The following is an 18,316-nucleotide window of genomic DNA, read 5'->3' as shown; positions in this document are numbered from 1 at the left end:
AGGATATCGGCCGACCTCCCGCTGCTCGTATGCGCCACTGAGGCCGCTATCGCCACATCTGTGAGCTTAATGCCGCGCGAATTCTCCGCCGCCGGCTACGAGGAGGCCTTTATGGCAGCGCGTTCGATCGCTTCGTTGACTCTCTCCTTCGGTCTCGTTTCCATCCCGGTCAAGCTCTACTCGGCGACCGAAAGTGCCTCCGGCGTCGGCTTCAATTTCCTTTCCCCCGATGGCGGCCGAGTCAAGCAGCAGTACGTCTCCGAAGCCACCGGCGAGGTCGTGGCTCGCTCCGATATGAAGAAAGGTTACGAGTTCGAGAAAGGGCAGTACGTCGTCTTTACGTCGGATGAACTGAAGGCGCTCGAAGAAGGCGCGAGTCATGTCGTCGAGATCGTTTCGTTCGTGCCGGAGAAATCGGTCGATCCGCTCTACTACGACAAAGCGTATTTCATCGCGCCGGACAAGCGCGGCGGCAAGCCCTACAGTCTGCTTCGGCAGGCCATGCAGGAGAGCCAGCGCTGCGCGCTCGCCAAGTGGTCGTATAAGGGCAAGACGCGCATCGTCCAGGTGCGTCCCGCTGACGACGGCATGATTTTCCAGCAGCTCTTGTTCGCGGACGAAGTGCGCGCATTGAGCGACTTGAACATCGAAAACGTGGCCGTTACCGGTACGGAATTGCAACTCGCGCTGCAAATCATCGACCAGGTTTCGGAAGACGCATACGACCCGTCCGCCTACGAGGACGAAGAGAAGAAGCGCATTCTCGCCGCGATCGATCAGAAGATCGCGGGCAAGCAGATCGTGTCGCCGGAAGCCACTAGCGATGAGCCGGGCGGGCAGGTCATCGACTTGATGGAGGCTTTGCGCGCGAGTCTTTCGAAGAGCAAGCCCAAGAAGGCTCCGGCCAGGAAAGCCGAACCTGCAGAAGAAGATGAAGTGCTCGCGACCAAGCCGCGCCGGCCCGCCAAGCGTGCCGTAGCGAAGGTCGAGGAAGCGCCGCCCGCAAAGGTCCGGGCCCGCAAGTGACAAGACGCGATGCTCCGCAGGATTACTCGCTGCGCAGCCTGCAGTCCCTGCTGGGCGTATCGAGGAGCGTGCTGACGGGCTTGATCGACGCGGGGTTCGTTCAGCCCACGCGCGGCCGGCGCAACGAACTGCGTTTCACGTTTCAGGACGTGGTGGTGTTGCGCACGGCCTTTCAGTTGCAGTCCGCGAAGATCGCGTCGCGCAAGATCTTGCGCGCGCTTGCCAAGCTCAAATCGGAGTTGCCCGACGAGCTTCCTCTCTCGGGAATCCGCATCACGGCCGTCGGCGACAGCGTCGCGGTCAAGACCGGATCGGGCCAATGGGATGCCGCTTCCGGGCAGCATCTGTTCGATTTCGAAGTCGCGCCGATCAAAGGCGATGTCACGTTCCTAGATGCCACGCCGCGCAACGTAAAGAGCCGCGAGCAACAGGCCGACGAGTGGTTCGCGCTGGCGGAACAGCTTGCGGACAGCGATGCCATCGGCGCGGAGCGGGCGTATCGCAACGTGCTGGAGTTGTCGCCGAATCCGCATTACAGCGCGTACACCAACCTCGGCGTGCTGCTCTCCGAAGGCGAAACGCGCTACGAAGAAGCGCTATCCATGTTCGATCAGGCGCTTACGCACTTTCCCGACGACGCGCTGCTGCATTTCAATCGCGCGGTCGTGCTCGAAGAGCTGAAGCGCCACGACGCAGCCGCAGAGGCGTACGAGCGATGCATCGAACTCGACCCCGCTCATGCCGATGCGCACTTCAACCTCGCGCGGTTGAGCGAGATTCGCGGCGACAAGCAGGGTCTGGTGAGGCATCTGAGCGCGTATCGCAGACTCGGCGGGTGACCGTTCGACCCTCCACGCCTCACGACAACGCAAACCGCCTGCAATGTTCGAGATACGCCGTCTCGTGACCGCTGATCAGCGGCAGTACGCTTTTCCATAGCCACGACGGCGCATCGAGCGTCTTCGAACTGCGCCCTCTCAACACGCCGAGCCACGCGCGCCTGTCCGCTTCGTTCATCTGACGGGCGTGAGCCTTGCCGACCACCCGCGCGAGAAACCGCGCCACCTCGGTCGCATCCTTTGGCGACAACTCGTCGATGGTCAGCTTCATGTCCTGCGGCAGCAACTCGCGGATGAACACCGCGCGATCGTTGAGCCGGGCGGCGCGCATCCGGTGGCCGAGTGCCGGTGTCAGATGCCGCGCCCCTTCAATCACCCGCTCCGCCTGATCCCGCGGCATCGTCTCGCTGCTGTAGCGCGGCGCGGCGGCTTTCACCGCCTCCTTCACGTCGATGAGACACAGGTCGTCGCCATCGACCACGCCGCCGTCGATATCGAGCAGTACCGCGAAACGCAGTCGCCCGAGCGAGCTGCAGCCTTTGACCCAGTACGCGGCATCGAGCACGGTGACGGCCGATTCGTCGCCGCCGCCTCGGAGCGATGTCGCGAGCGACGCCACAGAATGCTTGCCGAACAACGCCTCGATTTCCTCTTTTTCGGCGGACGATATCGGCCAGAAGCGCTTGCCGAGCGGGATCGCCGGCTTGAGGTCCTCGATGCGCTCGGTCGCGAGGTGACGCCACGAGCGCCGCGTCGCTTCCTTCATCACGAGGCGCACCATTTCGGGTTTGTTGCGCTTTGGGTCGGGTTCGCTGGCGGCGGGATCGAAGGAACTTTCGTAGCCGTCGGCGACCGCTTCCATCAGGCGCACCGTGATCGCGCCGGGCAGATCGGAGCCGCGCGCGGCCGTCGCGAGCGACAATGCGAGCCGGATGATGTCGTGCGCCGGATTGCCGATCACGGTCTGATCGAGATCGCGGATGGCGATTTCGACTTTGCCCTGCGCATCGGCAACGGGTCCGAGATTGCCCGTGTGACAGTCGCCGCAAATCCAGACGGGCGGGCCATCGGGCAGCGCGTGGCCTTCGATGCCGTCGAGCCATTCATAGAAACGCATCGTGTTGCCGCGTACGAAGGCGTGCGCGGAGACCGCCATCTTTTCGTTGCGAAGGGCCGTGAGCAAGGCTTGCCGGTCGGGCGGCTGCGGGAGTCCGCGCGCTCGTTTTGTTTTGGCCATATCGGTCGGGGTTCCTGAAGCGCGGTAAGTTGGCAAGAGGCTTCGCATGAGTGCGAGAGCCTGCGTTGCTCAGTTACAGCACGTCTCGTGCCGTGTGCTCTTGCCGTATGGATTCCGTAAGCAACGACCGTCGTTGGCCTATCAAACCTCCCGCAAGACAACCTCGACCGCCTTATCGTCGATCGGAAAATGCAACAGTGCCGCGACCACCCCCGCGACGACCGTCGCTTCCCACACGAGCGAATACGAGCCGGTGACGTCGAACACGAACCCGCCGAGCCACGCCCCGAGAAACGAGCCGATCTGATGGCTCAGAAAACACACTCCAAACAGCGTCCCGAGATGCCACGTACCGAACACCTTCGCGACGAGCCCGCTCGTCAGCGGCACGGTTCCGAGCCACGTCAGCCCCATCACCGCCGCGAAGATCGTAACGGAGGCCGTCGACTTTGGCAGCAAAAAGAACCCGCCGATCGCCGCGCTCCTGATCAGATAGAGCCAGCCGAGCACGTGTTGCTGGCGAAATCGTCCGCCGAGCCAGCCGCAGCCCCAGCTTCCCGCCATGTTGAAGAGACCGATCAGCGCGAGCGCGGTCGCACCGAGCGCCAACGGCATGTGGCAGACGAGGAGGTATCCCGGCAGATGCGTCGCGATGAACGCGAGCTGGAAGCCGCAGGTGAAGAATCCGATCGTGAGCAGCCGATAGCCGCGATGCCGCCGCGCCTGGCCCAGCGTCTCCCTGAGCGACTGCGCCTGAACATGCGCATCCGACGCGGCTGCGCGCCCGTTGCGATCGAGCACGATCCCGAGCGGCGCGACCAGAAGCAGCACGACGGACAGCACGACGAGCGACGCGAAGACGCCCGACGATTCGCGGACCGCCTGCGCGAGCGGCACCATGAGTACCTGTCCGAGCGACCCGCCCGCGCTCACGAGCCCCATCGCCATGCTGCGCTTCTCGGCGGAAACCGCGCGTCCGACGGCCGTCATCACGACGCCGAAGGTCGTGCAACTGATGCCGAGCCCCACGAACAACCCGAGGCCGATCACCATGACCCAGCCCGACGGCGCGATGGCCGCGAGCGCGAGACCCGCGGCATACATCGCGGCACCGAACGCGACGACGGGCGCGGCGCCGTAGCGATCCGCCGCCGCGCCCGCGAACGGTTGCGCGAAGCCCCAGACGAGGTTGTGCAGCGCGATGGCGAACGCGATCAGCGTAACGGGCAGTCCGCGATCGAACGAGAAGGGGTTGATGAAGAGGCCGAAGGTCTGACGCACGCCCATTGCTGCGCTCAGGATGAGCGCCCCCGCGATGATCGCGAGCGTGACGTTGCGTTGCGTGACTGCGAAAACATGGGGCGTTTCGTGACTTGCCGTCGACATGGTGATGTCCTCCTCGCCGTCATGCTCGCAGCGCGGCGCGGGCACGGCAAACGAAAAGTCCTCGACGGCGGATGAAGAAAATTCAACTGCCAGCAGGTGTTTTGTCTTCGATGTGATCCGCTTCGTCCAGCAGCCATTGCCTGAAGCCGATGAGATCCGGCCGATGCTCGGCGCCCTCCGAGCTCACGAGCCAGTACGCCGTCTGCGACTGGATCGCCGGCTGCCCGATTTCGACGAGCGCGCCGCTTTCTAGATCGCGATCGACGAGCGGCCGGCGTCCGAGCACGACGCCGAGCCCGGCCGAGGCCGCTTCGAAAGCCATCTGGATCGTATCGACGCGCAAGCTGCCAGCGGTGCCGACGCCTTCGATTCCCGTCGCTTCGAGCCAGGCTTGCCAGTCCTCGCTCGCGGTATCGACGTGGATCAGCGTCGCGTTTTGCAGAGCGGGCACACGCTCGCGATACGCAGCGCTGCACACCGGCACATGCACTTCGCCGAACAGACGCGCCCATCGATCGCCCGCCACCGGCGCGCGGGAGAGGCGAATCGCGAAGTCGAAGCCATCAACGGGAAAGCCGACCTGACGGCGCGACGTATCGACCGTGACGTCGATCGCGGGCCAGCGCTCGTAAAAGCGCGCGAGGCGCGGCAGTAGCCAGCGGGAGGCGAACGTCGGCGCGCAGGTGACGAGGATCGAGCGGCGCGCGCGCTTGTCGGGCAGTCGCTGCGTGCCGATCGCGATCAGCGAGAACGCCTCCGACACGTACACGAGATAGTCGGCGCCCGCTGGCGTCAGCGAAAGCCGGCCGGGCTCGCGCACGAACAGTTCGACGCCGAGCGCTTCCTCCAGCCCGACGATGCCGTGACTGACCGCGCTCGGCGTCACGCTCAGTTCCGCTGCGGCGAGCTTGAAGCTGCAGTGCCGGCCAGCCGCCTCGAAGAAGCGGAGGGCCGACAGAGGAGGAAGGCGAAGCGGCATTGCGTGTCCTTCTTGCGATAGCCTGGCTTCGGCCGAGGATAGCGATCGACGAAGGAAGCGGCAAGCGCGCGCCGTTATGAACGCACCGGCCGTAATCCGGCGCGGACCTCTTCGGCGAACAACTGCGGTTGTTCCCACGCCGCAAAATGGCCGCCCTTGTCGGGCCGGTTGTAATAGACGAGATTGTGATAAGCACGCTCCGTCCAGCTGCGCGGCGCCTGATAGTTCTCGCCGGGGAAGGCGCTCACGGCCGCCGGCACGGAGACATCGGCGGCAAGGACAAAGTTGAAGTGCGACTCCCAGTAGAAGCGCGCCGCCGAGACGCCCGTGTTCGTGAGCCAGTAGAGCGTGATGTCGTCGAGGACGTCGTCGCGGGTCAGGTCGCCTGCGGAGTGGCCGTTGATCGTGCGCCCCAGCACGGCCGACGTGATCGCCGCCGCCGGCTGGCCGTAGCCGTCGCCGTGGTCGAGGAGCCAGCCGGCCAGCCCGACAGGAGAATCCGCGAGTCCGTAGAGCGTCTGCGGGCGCGTCCCCATCTCGAACGCGTAGCCGCGCCGCTTCATGGCGTTGACGCTCAATTGCTCGTACGCCAGCTTCTCGTCGGCGGAGAGGTTGGACGGCGGCGGATCGCCCGCCTGGATCGACTTGACGATGTCGGCGGGCACGGTCGCCGGAAAGTTGACGTGGATGCCGATCAGTTCGGGCGGCGCCTGCTTGGCCATCACGTTCGTCACGATGCCGCCGAGATCGCCGCCTTGCGACGCGAAGCGCGTGTATCCGAGGCGCGTCATCAGCACGACCCAGGCGCGCGCGGTGCGCTCCGGACCCCAGCCGGTCGTGGTCGGCTTGCCGGAAAACCCATAGCCCGGCAGCGACGGGATCACCAGATGGAACGCGTCCGACGCCCTCGCGCCATGCGCCGTCGGATTGACGAGCGGATCGATTATCTTGAACTGCTCGATGACCGAGCCGGGCCAGCCGTGCGTGACGATCAGTGGCATCGCGTTCTCATGTTTCGAGCGCACGTGGATGAAGTGAATGTCCAGGCCGTCGATTTCAGTGACGAACTGCGGCAGGGCGTTGAGCCGCGCCTCGCACTTGCGCCAGTCGTAGTCGGTCGCCCAATGGTGCGCGAATTCCTGGATCATCGCGAGCGGCACGCCTTGCGAATCGTCCGCGACGGTCTCGCGATCGGGCCAGCGCGTCGCCTTGATGCGTCGTCGCAAGTCGACGAGTTGTGATTCCGGCACGTGGACGCGAAGTGGACGTATCGCAGTTTTGTCACCGGCAGCAGGCTTTGCAACCGAGGTGATGTCTTGAGCGGTATCTGCAAAAACGAGCGGGCTTAGCGAGCCCGCTGCAAGGCTCGCCGCCGTTGCGCCGACGAAACGGCGGCGCGAGGGCGATTGGATCGGGACTGCGGTGGCTTTGACGTCTGTCATCTGCATCTCCAAGGAAGGGCTTAACGCCTGACGAGACACATTGAAACGCGCAGACGTATCTGCACTATGTCGTAGAGGACGATTCGTGTAAGCGCAAGTATCTCCGCGCATCGCCGATACAGTGTCGTACAACAGCAATCGTTAGCTGCCGCGGCCTTTACCTCGTTTGATCGAAGCAAACATTGGCATTCGTTCCTCGATCCACTTAAGCAATTCAAGCGGACCGGGCGCGAGCGGCCTGCCGGTTTTGACCAGCACCCTCGCTTGCGCGCCTTCGAACAGTTGATGCGCGATCGGGATCGTCGTCAACTCGCCGCTGTCAATCTCGCGATAAGCCGCGAATTCACCGATCAGCGTCACGAAGTTTTCCGCCGTCACGAATCGCTTCAACGCGCCTAGCGAGTTCGTCGTGAGCGTCGGGCGGATCGTGATGTTCTCGGCCAGCTCCAGCATCTTCACGACGTGACCGATGCCGAACGTCGGCGGCATCAGCGCGAGCGGATATGCGCGCAGATCGTCGATTGTCGCGGGCCCTTTGCGCTTGACGAGCGGATGATCGCTTCTCAACAAAAGCACGACAGGCTGCGAAGAACTCGCACGAATCCCGATGCGTGGATGCGGCGGCGGGTTGTACGCGAGCCCGATATGCGCGCGGCTTTCCGCGACTTCATCGAGGATCGCGTCGACGGCAAGCATCTCCATGCCAATGTCCAGCTTCGGATAGCGGGCGCAGAATGGCGCGAGCACGTCGTCGACGAGCGTATCGACGTAGCCTTCGCTGACTGCCAGTTGAATATGCCCTTGCTGAAGGCCTTTCAGCGCGTGCAGTTGATCTTCGAGCTTCTCCTGCTGCGACCGATAACCCTGCCAGAACTCAAGCAAGTGAGCTGCCGCTTCCGTCGGCTTCAAGCCGCGCGCCTGTCGTTCGAAGAGCGTCGTATTCAGTTCGTCTTCGAGCAGTTTGATCTGCCGCGTAATAACGGACGGCGACGTATTGAGGCTATCCGCAGCCCCACGGATCGTGCCGTGCGCCAGCACCTCATGAAAATACCGAAGCCGCTGCTGATTGATCTCTCGCATTTTGCGTCGCTCCCCGGCCGTTGCTGCGTTGCTCACAGAACAACGATATGTGAACTTTGTTGCTCTTGCTAGTGGGTTTTCGCCCTGCCACCATGAATCAACCCCAAAGACGGGTCCAGTGGAAGAGAACCGGGAGACACCCATGTCAGCAATCCATCCATCGATCACCGCCGATTCCGCCTCGGCGCTCTACACAAAGCTCAACTGGCGGCTCTTGCCGTTCCTCGTCATCTGCTACATGTTTGCTTATCTGGATCGCGTGAACGTCGGGTTCGCGAAGCTCCAGATGCAAAGCGACCTTGGTTTCTCCGACGCGGCGTACGGCGTCGGCGCCGGCATCTTCTTTCTCGGCTACGTCCTCTTCGAAATCCCCAGCAACCTGATGCTGCCGAGGGTTGGCGCGCGCCTCACGTTCAGCCGCATTCTCGTGCTGTGGGGCATCACGTCGGCGTGCATGCTGTTCGTGCGCAACGTGCCGGCCTTCTATGCGATGCGCTTCCTGCTCGGCGTCTTCGAAGCGGGCTTCGCGCCGGGGATGATCTATTACCTGTCGTGCTGGTATGGGCCCGCCCGCATGGCGCGTGCGATTGCGCTCGTGTTCGTCGCCGGGCCGCTGGGCGGCATCGTCGGCGGTCCGTTGTCGGCGTGGCTCATGACGACGCTTTCCGGCGTCGGTGGCCTCGCGGGCTGGCAGTGGATGTTCCTCGTCGAAGGCTTGCCGTGCATCGCGCTCGGGCTGCTCACGCTGCGTGTTCTGTCCGATCGTCCGGCGGACGCCCGCTGGCTCACCGACGACGAAAAACTGCTGCTCGATCGCGAGACCGCTCCAACGCTGCATCGTGCGGATTCGTTCAAAGAGATTCTGCGAAGCCCGCGCGTCTATGTGCTCGCCATCGCGTATTTCAGCATCATCTTCCCGATCTACGCGATCAGTTTCTGGCTCCCGGCGCTGCTCAAGGATCAAGGCGTGAACGACACGATCCGCCTCGGCTGGTTCGTCGCGATTCCCTATCTGGCGGCTGCGATCAGCATGTACGCGGCGGGCCGTCATTCCGACACATCGGGTGAACGGCGCTTCCACTGCGCGATTCCTGCGCTCGGCGCTGCGGGCTGTTTGATCGCGGCCGTCTTCGCCGATGGGAACCTCACGCTGACGCTCATTGCGCTCACTTGTGCAACCGCATGTCTGTGGATGGCTTACACGGTGTTCTGGGCCATCCCTTCGCAACTCGTCGAGGGAACCGCAGCGGCGGGCGGCATCGCGTTGATCAATACGGTCGGGTTGTCGGGCGGATTCTGGGGACCGGCGGTGTTCGGCTGGGCCAAGACCTGGACCGGGAACATGCACCTGGGCCTCATCGTCATGGCGTGTGTATCGACAACGGCCGCCGTACTGATTCTGACGGGCAAGCTGACGATGAAGAAAGCGTAGCTTTGCGCCGCATAACCTTGAAGCATGGAGAGTGAAATCATGAAGATCCTGATCGCCGGTTTCCAGCACGAAACCAATACCTTTGCGCCAACCAAGGCGTCCTACACGAGCTTCGTCCAGGGCGAAGGTTTCCCGCCGATGGCACGCGGCGCAGGTGTACTCGAACTGCGCGACGTGAACGTTCCGATCGGTGGATTCATTAAGGCCGCCGAGGCCGCGGGGCACGACCTGACGCCCGTGATCTGGGCGGGCGCGAGCGCATCGGCGCACGTCACGAAGGATGCGTTCGAACGCATCGGCGGCGAGATCATCGATGCGGTGCGCCAAGGCGGATTCGACGCGATCTATCTCGACCTGCACGGCGCGATGGTGACCGAACACGTCGATGACGGCGAGGGCGAGCTGCTCGAACGGGTGCGCAGGATCGTCGGCGATCAAATGCCGGTCGTCGTCTCGCTGGACCTTCACGCGAACGTCACCGCGCGCATGTTCAAACAGGCGAGCGCGCTCGTGGCCTATCGCACCTATCCGCACGTCGATATGGCCGAGACGGGCGAACGCGCCGCGCAGATCCTCGAACGCCTCGTGTCCGAGGCACGCCCGCTGCATTGCGCGGTGCGTCGCATCCCGTTCCTGATCCCGGTGAACGGCATGTGTACGCTCGTCGCGCCCGCCAACGACATGTACGGGATGCTGGCGACGCTGGAGAAGGAACCTGTGGTATCGGTGTCGTTTGCACCGGGTTTTCCGGCTGCCGATTTCCCGGAATGCGGGCCGACGCTCTGGGCGTATTCGTTCGACAACGGCGATGCCGAACGCGCGGTCGATGCACTATATTCAAAGCTTGTCGCTGAGGAAGCACGCTGGGACGTGCCCTTCCTGACGCCCGATGAAGCGGCGCTGGAAGCTATCCGCTTGAGCCAAAGCGCGGACAAGCCGGTGATCATCGCGGACACGCAGGACAACCCCGGCGTCGGCGGCGATTCGAACACGATGGGCATGGTGCGAGCGCTCTTGCGCCACGGTGCGCGCGACGCGGCGGTCGGCGTGATCTGGGACGCCGATGCCGCTGCCGCCGCGCATCGTGCGGGCGTCGGCGCGCGGATTTCGATTGCGCTGGGAGGCTGTTCCGGCGTGCCGGGCGATGCGCCGCTCGAAGCGGTCTACGAGGTCGAGCATCTGTCGGATGGACGCTTCCGCTTCGACGGCCCGATGCTAAACGGCATGCACGGCGAACTGGGCCCGGTCGCTTGCCTGCGGATCGATGGTGTGAGGATCGCGGTCAGCTCAGTCAAGATGCAGGTGTTCGATCGCAACCTGTTCCGCGTGGCGGGCATCGAGCCAGAGCGAATGAAGATCCTCGTGAACAAGAGTTCGGTGCATTTTCGCGCGGACTTCGAGGCGATCGCCGAAGCGATCCTCGTAGCGAAGGCGCCGGGACCGATGGCCGCCGATCCGGCCGATCTTCCCTGGGAGCGCCTCGGCGCGGATATGCGCGTGAGACCGATGGGCACGCCGTTCCACGCGTTGCGTGCAGTCGCCGTTTAATCATCGCAAAGGAGAAACGCCCATGCCGGACTCGATCAACACACGACGTCGCGCCTTGTTGCGCACGACCATCGCCGGAGTCAGCTTGATGGAGCTTGGACTGAGCGGACTCGTCCGCGCGCAGTCGAGCGACACGGCCGCGAGCACCAAAGCCGCAACGCGAGTGACTTCGTTCGAACACATCCGTCAGGTCAATGCGGGTGCGTTGAACATCGGCTATGCGGAAGCGGGGCCGCGCACCGGACCCGTCGTGATCCTGCTGCACGGCTGGCCCTACGACATCTACAGCTTCGTCGAAGTCGCGCCGATGCTCGCGTCCGCCGGCTATCGCGTGATCGTGCCGTACCTGCGCGGCTACGGTACGACGCGCTTCCTGTCCGCCGATACGCCGCGCAACGGCCAGCAGGCAGTGGTCGCCGCCGACATCATCGCGCTCATGGATGCGTTGAAGATCGACAAGGCCGTCCTGGGCGGCTTCGACTGGGGCGCGCGGACGGTGAACATCATGGCTGCGCTCTGGCCCGAGCGATGCAAGGCGATGGTATCGGTCAGCGGATACCTGATCGGCAGCCAGCAGGCCAACAAGGCGCCGCTGCCTCCGAAGGCGGAACTCGCGTGGTGGTATCAGTTCTATTTCGCCACCGAGCGCGGCCAGGCTGGTTATGAAGCCAATCGATACGACTTCAACAAGCTGATCTGGCGTCTCGCGTCACCGACCTGGAACTTCGACGATGCGACCTACGACCGCTCGGCGGAGTCGTTCAAGAATCCGGATCACGTTGCGGTCGTGATTCACAACTATCGGTGGCGTCTGGGTCTCGTCAACGGCGAACCGCAGTACGACGAGTTCGAGAAGCGTCTTGCGATGGGACCGACGATCTCGGTGCCGACCATCACGCTCGAAGGCGATGCCAACGGCGCACCGCATCCCGATCCGGCTGCGTACGCGAAAAAGTTTACGGGCAAGTATGAGCATCGGAACATCGGCGGCGGGATCGGGCATAACTTGCCGCAGGAAGCGCCCAAGGCATTCGCCGATGCGGTGATCGATGTCGCGCGGCTTGCTTGATCGCCTAAGCCGCAAGACGATACGCGGTCATCGAAGGCTGCGCGGTGCGGGCCGGAAACACGCACCAGCGGCCGTCGTCGTGCCGGAAGAAGAACATCGCACGCCGGCCGCTTTGTGCCGACGCTTCGACGTGAACGAAGCGCCCGCCGTCGCCACGCATGCGGCCGAATCGAACGACGCGGACGTGTCCGGCCGCAGACGGTGCAAGCCACTTTTCGACCAGATAGTGCAACGACTTCTCGGCGAGGTTCATGATCGACTCCTTCGATCTCGCCTCTCGAATTGCTTGAGAGGTTGACTAAAGAGTAGATCCGTCGATCGATCCACGACAGTTAATGTTTTCGATGGATATGATTGAGAAGTCGTAATGCGTATGGTGGCGTTTAAGAAAAACGCGTTACCGCAACGACATATGCCTGAGTCTTGCCGTCCACGGCGCCCTGTCCGAATCGCTCGGTGAGTGCAGCGGTGCAGGCCGACGTAGCCTCCGCGACGTTTTCAATCTCCGCACGCAGCGGTGTCCCCTGGCAATACGCGATAGCCGCCACTTGAGCCGACGCAGCAAGACTACGCGCAGTCACCGTGTCGAAGCTGGGCATCGCGTCGAAGCCCGCATCTGCGAGATCTTTGGAAATTGCGTTCGTATCGCAATAGCCGTGCGGCGTGCGTTCCAGAAAACGAGGAGGATCGGCGGGATAGAGTTTGCCGAGGGCTATGGAAATCGTCTCGGCAAACTCGTTCTCTTCAATCCTGTCCCACACGTTGAACAGCAGCACGCCATCGCGCTTGAGGACGCGCCGCGCTTCCCGGTACGCGCCCGCTTTGTCCGGAAAGAACATCGCCCCGAACTGGCAGACGACGACATCGAAACTCGCATCGTCGAAGGGCAAGTGCATCGCGTCTGCCTGTTGCCACGTCACCGGTCGTTCAATGCCGACCGCCGCCGCTCGATCCAGCATCGGTTGATTCAAATCGGTTGCCACCAGTTCAACATGCGCTGGCAACGCATGCGCCATCGCGCGTGTTACGACGCCGGTTCCGGCAGCAGTCTCCAGCACGCGGGACGGGTTGAGCGCAGCGACGCGCTTCACGAGATCGATAGCGTAGGGCGAGAAGATCATCGGCACGAGGAGACTGTCGTAAAGCTCGGGGATCGGGCCGGCGAAAGTCGTATCCGTAAGAAGCGTGTTCATGAGCCGCCTCCAGTTATCACTCATGGTTCTAAGCTTAGACACAGGCCGCGCATACGTCTCTCGATTGTTCATGAAATCCCGCCAGTCAATTCGTTCGGCGCTGCTTTATCGTGGACGAAGACACGTCTACATTTGCACCATCGCAAGCCGGACGGCTCAGGCAGCCGCCGGTCAGTCCCCGCGTTAAACAATCTCTCCATAAGGAAACGATCATGAGCAAGCTCGCAGGTAAGGTAGCCATCGTCACGGGCGCATCGAAGGGTATCGGCGCCGCTATCGCCAAGGCACTCGCGGCAGAAGGCGCGTCGGTCGTGGTCAACTATGCAAGCAGCAAGGCAGGCGCCGATGCCGTCGTCGCCGCGATCACCGCGGATAAAGGCAAGGCGGTCGCCGTCGGCGGCGATGTGTCGAAGGCAGCGGACGCGAAAGGCATCGTCAATGCGGCGATCGAAACGTATGGACGTCTCGACATCCTCGTCAACAATTCGGGCGTCTACGAGTTCTCTGCGATCGAAGAGATCACCGAAGAGCATTTCCACAAGCAGTTCAATACCAACGTGCTAGGCGTGCTGCTCACGACGCAAGCCGCTGTCGGCCATCTGGGCGAAGGCGCGAGCATCATCAACGTGAGTTCGGTCGTGACCAGCATCACGCCGGCGACGAGCGCCGTGTATAGCGGCACGAAGGGCGCCGTCGATGCGATCACCGGCGTGCTCGCGCGCGAACTCGGCCCGAGGAAGATTCGCGTGAACTCGATCAACCCGGGCGTCGTGGTGACGGAAGGTACGCACGCGGCGGGCATCATCGGCTCCGAATTCGATGCGGCCGCGCTCAGTCAGACGCCGCTCGGCCGCCTGGGCCAGCCGGACGACATCGCGACGATCGCGGCGTTTCTCGCATCGGACGATGCGCGCTGGTTGACGGGCGAACACATCGTCGCGAGCGGCGGCATGCGGTAAATAGAAGCAAACTCGCCCGGCTCCCGCCGGGCGACCTAGATCTAAGAGGTGCTTTCCGGACTCGCCGATATCGAAAGCACCGCATCGCGTTTTTCGAGCAGATGGTGACGCAGGATGGCGGAGAGGCGCTTGCCGTCGCGCGCGTCGAGCGCCTCGAGCATTTCCTCGTGATCGTGAATCGCGCGATCCCACTTCGGCGTCTGGAAATTTGACCGGAAGCGCAGCGCCTGCAAGCGCCGGTTCACCGAGACATACGTCTGTCGCAGCGCCGAATTGCGCGCCGCTTCGTTGATCTTGTCGTGGATTGCCTGATTGCGGCTGTAATACCCGGCGAGATCATTCTGCGCGCGGCACGCGAGCATGGCGTAATGCAGCGCCTTGATCTCCGCGATCTCCGCCGCAGTGATCCGCTCGCAGGCCAGTTCGCCCGAAAACGCCTCCAGCCCACTCATCAATTCGAACGTCTCGCGTAACTCGGCCTCGGACATCTTCGAGACCGACGCGCCCCGATTCGGCGAAATCTCGACCAATCCCTCCGACGCCAACACCTTCAACGCTTCGCGCAAAGGCGTGCGCGAGATGTCGAGCGTTTCGCAAAGCTCGCGCTCGTTGAGTTTCTTCCCCGGCTCCAGCACCCCTTCGACGATAAACCGCCGCAGATGATCGACGACCGTGTCGTGCAGACGTTGCCGTTCGACTTTTGGCAGCAGCGGCGGGGCATCCTTACCGACTTCGAGATTTTGCATACAAAATTCTCCTGATTCTTTGCCGACATTTTATCTCAACTCCGGTGATGCTCGAAATAACGGGGTAAACACCAGTCGAAATTCGCTTGGTGGATACGCGTCTCCGGCCGTATAGTTTTTTGCATGCAAAATTCAATCGGAGGAGCCAAATGCTCGAGTTAGACTTTCACCCCGCCGGACGCCACTTCCTGCAAATCCCCGGACCGAGCCCGGTGCCGGATCGCATCCTGCGCGCGATGAGCTACCCGACCATCGACCACCGTGGCCCCGAATTCGGCGCGCTCGGCCTGAAGGTGCTCGACGGCATCAAGAAGATCTTCAAGACGCAGCAGCCGGTCGTGATCTATCCGGCGTCGGGCACGGGCGCGTGGGAAGCGGCGCTCGTCAACACGCTGAGCCCCGGCGATACCGTCCTGATGTTCGAAACCGGCCACTTCGCCACGCTCTGGAAAAAGATGGCGGAAAGCCTCAGCCTTAAGCCCGAGTTCCTCGGCTTGCCCGGCGTCGAAGGCTGGCGGCGCGGGGTGCAGCCGCAGATGATCGAAGAGCGCCTGCGCGCCGACACGGAGCGCAAGATCAAGGCGGTCTGCGTCGTGCACAACGAGACGTCGACGGGTGTCACGTCGGACATCGCCGCCGTGCGCCGCGCCATCGATGCCGCCGATCATCCCGCGCTCTTCCTCGTCGATACGATCTCCGGCCTCGCGAGCGCCGACTATCGACACGACGAATGGGGCGTGGACGTCACCGTATCGGGTTCGCAGAAAGGCTTGATGCTGCCGCCGGGCATCAGCTTCAACGCGGTATCGAAGAAGGCGCTGGCCGCGAGCAAAGAGGCGAAGTTGCCGCGCAGCTTCTGGGGCTGGGACGAAATCATCGAGATGAACAAGGGCGGCTACTGGCCGTACACGCCGAACACGAACCTGCTGTACGGCCTGAACGAAGCGCTCGAAATGATCACCGACGAAGGGCTCGACAACGTCTTCGCGCGCCACAACCGGCTCGCCGAAGCGTGCCGTCGCGCGGTGAGCGCGTGGGGCCTCGAGATCCAGTGCGAAGACCCGGCCGTGTACAGCCCGGTGCTCACTGGCGTGATGACGCCGCAAGGCATCGACGCCGACGCCGTGCGCAAGGTGATTTACGAACGCTTCGACATGTCGCTCGGAACAGGCCTCGGCAAGATGAAGGGGCGCATGTTCCGCATCGGGCACCTCGGCGACTGCAACGACCTCACGCTGATGGCGACGCTCGCCGGCTGCGAGATGGGCCTGCAACTGGCGGGCGTCCCGCTCGCGGGAAGCGGCTTGCCGGCGGCGATGGCTTTCCTTGCCTCGGAAGCAAAAGCCGCGACGCTAAAAGCCGCTGCCTGATCCCATCCCGTACCCGAGCCTGAACGCGCCGCGCAAGAGAACGCGGCCGCTCGAACTCGGCTGCGCGTCATCCACGGCGCGCTGCCGGCACACATAAAGTCACGGAGACAAACGATGAAACGGTTTCGTATCAACAGTGCGACAAGCATCGTTTTAATCATGTTGTGCATCATGTATTTCATCACCTACCTCGACCGCGTGAACGTCAGCACGGCGGCGGCGGGTTTCGGCAAGGAGTTCGGCCTCTCGAACACGCAAATCGGGCTGGTGTTCTCGGCTTTCGCGTATCCGTATCTGGTGTTTCAGGTAATCGGCGGCTGGGTCAGCGACCGCTTCGGCGCGAAGCGCACGCTGCTGTTCTGCGGCGGTCTATGGGCGCTAGCGACACTGCTGACAGGCTTTGCGGGCGGTCTCGCCTCACTGCTGGCCGCGCGCGTGCTGCTCGGTTTGGGCGAGGGCGCTACCTTCCCGGCGGCGACGGCTGCGATGTCGCGCTGGGTCGCGAAGGAGCGGCGCGGCTTTGCGCAGGGCATCACGCACGCGGCGGCGCGCATCGGCAACGCGGTGGCGCCGGGCGCGATTGTCGTGGTGATGGCGGCTTATGGATGGCGCGAGTCGTTTTTCATCTGCGGGGCGATCAGCCTCGTGTGGGTGGCGGTCTGGTGGCTCACGTTCACCGAGCATCCGAAGGACCATCCGCGCATCACGGCCGCAGAACTCGAAGTCCTTCCGCCGCCGAAGCCGAAGCCAGCCAAGGTGCCGTGGATGCCGCTCTTTAAGCGCATGATGCCGGTGACGATCGTCTACTTCTGCTACGGCTGGACGTTGTGGCTGTTCCTGAGCTGGATCCCGCAGTACTTCCTGCACAGCTATCACCTGGACCTGAAGAAATCGGCGATCTTCGCGTCCGCTGTGTTCTTCGCAGGTGTTGTGGGCGATACGCTCGGTGGCATCGTGACGGACAAGCTGCTCGAACGCACCGGCAGCCTCAGGCGTGCACGGAGCTACATGGTGTCGGTGTGCATGCTGCTCACGCTCGCGTCGCTCGTTCCGCTGATGTTCACGCACAACCTGTATCTGTCGATGGCGTGCCTCGCCGCCGGGTTCTTCTTCGCGGAAATGACGATCGGACCGATGTGGGCCATTCCGATGGACATCGCCCCGCAATATTCCGGCACCGCGAGCGGCATGATGAACACCGGTTCGGCGCTGGCCGCGATCATTTCGCCGGTGCTCTCGGGGTATCTGATTGACCGCTTCGGCAGTTGGGAGTTGCCGTTCGTCGGCAGTATGGTGCTGATGGCGATCGGCGTCGTGCTCGCGTTCCGCATGCAGCCGGAGAGCAAGTTCGAGCTTGCCGCCAAGCCGGGCAAACATGCGGCTTCGTCGCAGATCGGCGCCTAGCGGCGGGTCGGTTGGTCTGAACCGTTTGATGCGCTCGTGCTCCGATGGAACTTGCTTTCTTAATGGTCTATTAGCTCTGCCCCTGTCCGGGGCGGGACTCACTTTCTTTGCTGCTGCAAAGAAAGTAAGCAAAGAAAGCAGCTTCCAACCGCCAGTGCAAACAAACCCTCACTCGCGTAAGAACGGATTGGCGCTGGAGAGTAAGTGTCGCCCTCACGGTGGGGCCGGGCTTGGCTCGCGGACCCACTGTGACAACTCGCGGTACGCCGGACAGGTGCAGCAGTCATACATCCGTCCTCGCGCTATGCGCTCCGACGTGGGGTGCACGGCGCAGCGAATTTAGGCAAGCAGGGAGCGCAAGCAAAAGATGGTTTTGTGAACCCTACATCTGCGCGAAGCGAAGACGGCGCTATCCTTGCGCGACGCGCTTAGACGTTGAGTGCACGCGTAGGAGTCAAGGTAAGTGGACGCTAGTCAAACGATGGGTTTTAGTGGACCCCACGTCAAGCGAAGGGAGGACGGAGCTATTCTCGCGCTACGCGCTCAGACGTGGGGTGCACCGCGCAGGGAACTAAGGCTCGTAGGAGCGCAAGCAGAAGACGGCTT

The 18,316-nt window shown here is 63.0% G+C and carries 16 protein-coding genes; 8 read left to right on the top strand and 8 right to left on the bottom strand.

Annotated features, from left to right (window positions below; translation table 11 throughout):
- The first annotated feature begins 111 nt into the window (after positions 1-111).
- Together ku and AWB67_RS27280 are read left to right on the top strand one after the other, a co-directional pair.
- A complete protein-coding gene (gene ku, locus AWB67_RS27285; protein ID WP_087659349.1) occupies positions 112-1,026 on the top strand; it encodes a non-homologous end joining protein Ku in 915 nt (304 codons plus the stop codon).
- A complete protein-coding gene (locus AWB67_RS27280) occupies positions 1,023-1,865 on the top strand; it encodes a tetratricopeptide repeat protein (RefSeq protein ID WP_087659331.1) in 843 nt (280 codons plus the stop codon). Before ku ends, AWB67_RS27280 begins: the two co-directional genes overlap by 4 nt.
- Before the next feature lie 19 nt (positions 1,866-1,884).
- Here AWB67_RS27280 and AWB67_RS27275 read toward each other — a convergent pair whose 3' ends face one another.
- From AWB67_RS27275 to AWB67_RS27255, 5 genes are all read right to left on the bottom strand, one after another.
- Complete coding sequence (locus tag AWB67_RS27275; RefSeq protein WP_087659330.1) at positions 1,885-3,102, bottom strand: DUF2252 family protein; 1,218 nt, start codon at positions 3,100-3,102, stop codon at positions 1,885-1,887.
- Positions 3,103-3,243: 141 nt separating this feature from the next.
- Positions 3,244-4,488 (bottom strand): MFS transporter, encoded by a 1,245-nt coding sequence (locus AWB67_RS27270; RefSeq protein ID WP_087659348.1) that lies wholly within the window; start codon positions 4,486-4,488, stop codon positions 3,244-3,246.
- A gap of 82 nt (positions 4,489-4,570) precedes the next feature.
- Complete coding sequence (locus tag AWB67_RS27265) at positions 4,571-5,467, bottom strand: LysR substrate-binding domain-containing protein (protein WP_087659329.1); 897 nt, start codon at positions 5,465-5,467, stop codon at positions 4,571-4,573.
- Between the two features lie 74 nt (positions 5,468-5,541).
- On the bottom strand, positions 5,542-6,909 hold the full coding sequence (locus AWB67_RS27260; RefSeq protein WP_087659328.1) for an epoxide hydrolase family protein: 1,368 nt from the start codon (positions 6,907-6,909) through the stop codon (positions 5,542-5,544).
- A gap of 141 nt (positions 6,910-7,050) precedes the next feature.
- Positions 7,051-7,989 carry a LysR family transcriptional regulator gene (locus AWB67_RS27255; protein ID WP_087659327.1) on the bottom strand — a complete coding sequence of 313 codons (939 nt, stop codon included), beginning with the start codon at positions 7,987-7,989 and terminating at the stop codon, positions 7,051-7,053.
- Positions 7,990-8,131: 142 nt separating this feature from the next.
- Between AWB67_RS27255 and AWB67_RS27250 the strand changes: the two genes are divergently transcribed.
- From AWB67_RS27250 to AWB67_RS27240, 3 genes are read left to right on the top strand one after another with little or no spacing between them, the layout of a single operon-like run.
- Positions 8,132-9,421 carry an MFS transporter gene (locus AWB67_RS27250; RefSeq protein WP_087659326.1) on the top strand — a complete coding sequence of 430 codons (1,290 nt, stop codon included), beginning with the start codon at positions 8,132-8,134 and terminating at the stop codon, positions 9,419-9,421.
- 39 nt (positions 9,422-9,460) lie between these two features.
- Complete coding sequence (locus AWB67_RS27245; protein ID WP_087659325.1) at positions 9,461-10,969, top strand: M81 family metallopeptidase; 1,509 nt, start codon at positions 9,461-9,463, stop codon at positions 10,967-10,969.
- A gap of 22 nt (positions 10,970-10,991) precedes the next feature.
- Positions 10,992-12,038 carry an alpha/beta fold hydrolase gene (locus AWB67_RS27240; RefSeq protein WP_087659324.1) on the top strand — a complete coding sequence of 349 codons (1,047 nt, stop codon included), beginning with the start codon at positions 10,992-10,994 and terminating at the stop codon, positions 12,036-12,038.
- A 4-nt stretch (positions 12,039-12,042) separates the two neighbouring features.
- On the opposite strand, the gene AWB67_RS27235 is transcribed toward AWB67_RS27240, so the two are convergent.
- Together AWB67_RS27235 and AWB67_RS27230 are read right to left on the bottom strand one after the other, a co-directional pair.
- Positions 12,043-12,291, bottom strand: coding sequence for a hypothetical protein (locus AWB67_RS27235; RefSeq protein WP_087659323.1), 249 nt, complete (start codon positions 12,289-12,291; stop codon positions 12,043-12,045).
- A gap of 130 nt (positions 12,292-12,421) precedes the next feature.
- Positions 12,422-13,231 carry a class I SAM-dependent methyltransferase gene (locus AWB67_RS27230; protein WP_087659322.1) on the bottom strand — a complete coding sequence of 270 codons (810 nt, stop codon included), beginning with the start codon at positions 13,229-13,231 and terminating at the stop codon, positions 12,422-12,424.
- A gap of 212 nt (positions 13,232-13,443) precedes the next feature.
- On the opposite strand from AWB67_RS27230, the gene AWB67_RS27225 reads away from it, so the two are divergent.
- Positions 13,444-14,190, top strand: coding sequence for a glucose 1-dehydrogenase (locus AWB67_RS27225; protein ID WP_087659321.1), 747 nt, complete (start codon positions 13,444-13,446; stop codon positions 14,188-14,190).
- A 41-nt stretch (positions 14,191-14,231) separates the two neighbouring features.
- Here AWB67_RS27225 and AWB67_RS27220 read toward each other — a convergent pair whose 3' ends face one another.
- Positions 14,232-14,936, bottom strand: coding sequence for a GntR family transcriptional regulator (locus AWB67_RS27220; protein WP_087659320.1), 705 nt, complete (start codon positions 14,934-14,936; stop codon positions 14,232-14,234).
- A 149-nt stretch (positions 14,937-15,085) separates the two neighbouring features.
- On the opposite strand from AWB67_RS27220, the gene AWB67_RS27215 reads away from it, so the two are divergent.
- Positions 15,086-16,306 carry a pyridoxal-phosphate-dependent aminotransferase family protein gene (locus AWB67_RS27215; protein ID WP_087659319.1) on the top strand — a complete coding sequence of 407 codons (1,221 nt, stop codon included), beginning with the start codon at positions 15,086-15,088 and terminating at the stop codon, positions 16,304-16,306.
- A gap of 114 nt (positions 16,307-16,420) precedes the next feature.
- Complete coding sequence (locus tag AWB67_RS27210; protein ID WP_087659318.1) at positions 16,421-17,710, top strand: MFS transporter; 1,290 nt, start codon at positions 16,421-16,423, stop codon at positions 17,708-17,710.
- The last annotated feature ends 606 nt before the right edge of the window (positions 17,711-18,316 follow it).

It is taken from the genome of Caballeronia terrestris, assembly GCF_001544515.1.
Lineage (GTDB): Bacteria > Pseudomonadota > Gammaproteobacteria > Burkholderiales > Burkholderiaceae > Caballeronia > Caballeronia terrestris.
The sequence above is the reverse complement of the archived record's forward strand: the minus strand, read 5'-3'. Positions and strand labels throughout refer to the sequence as shown.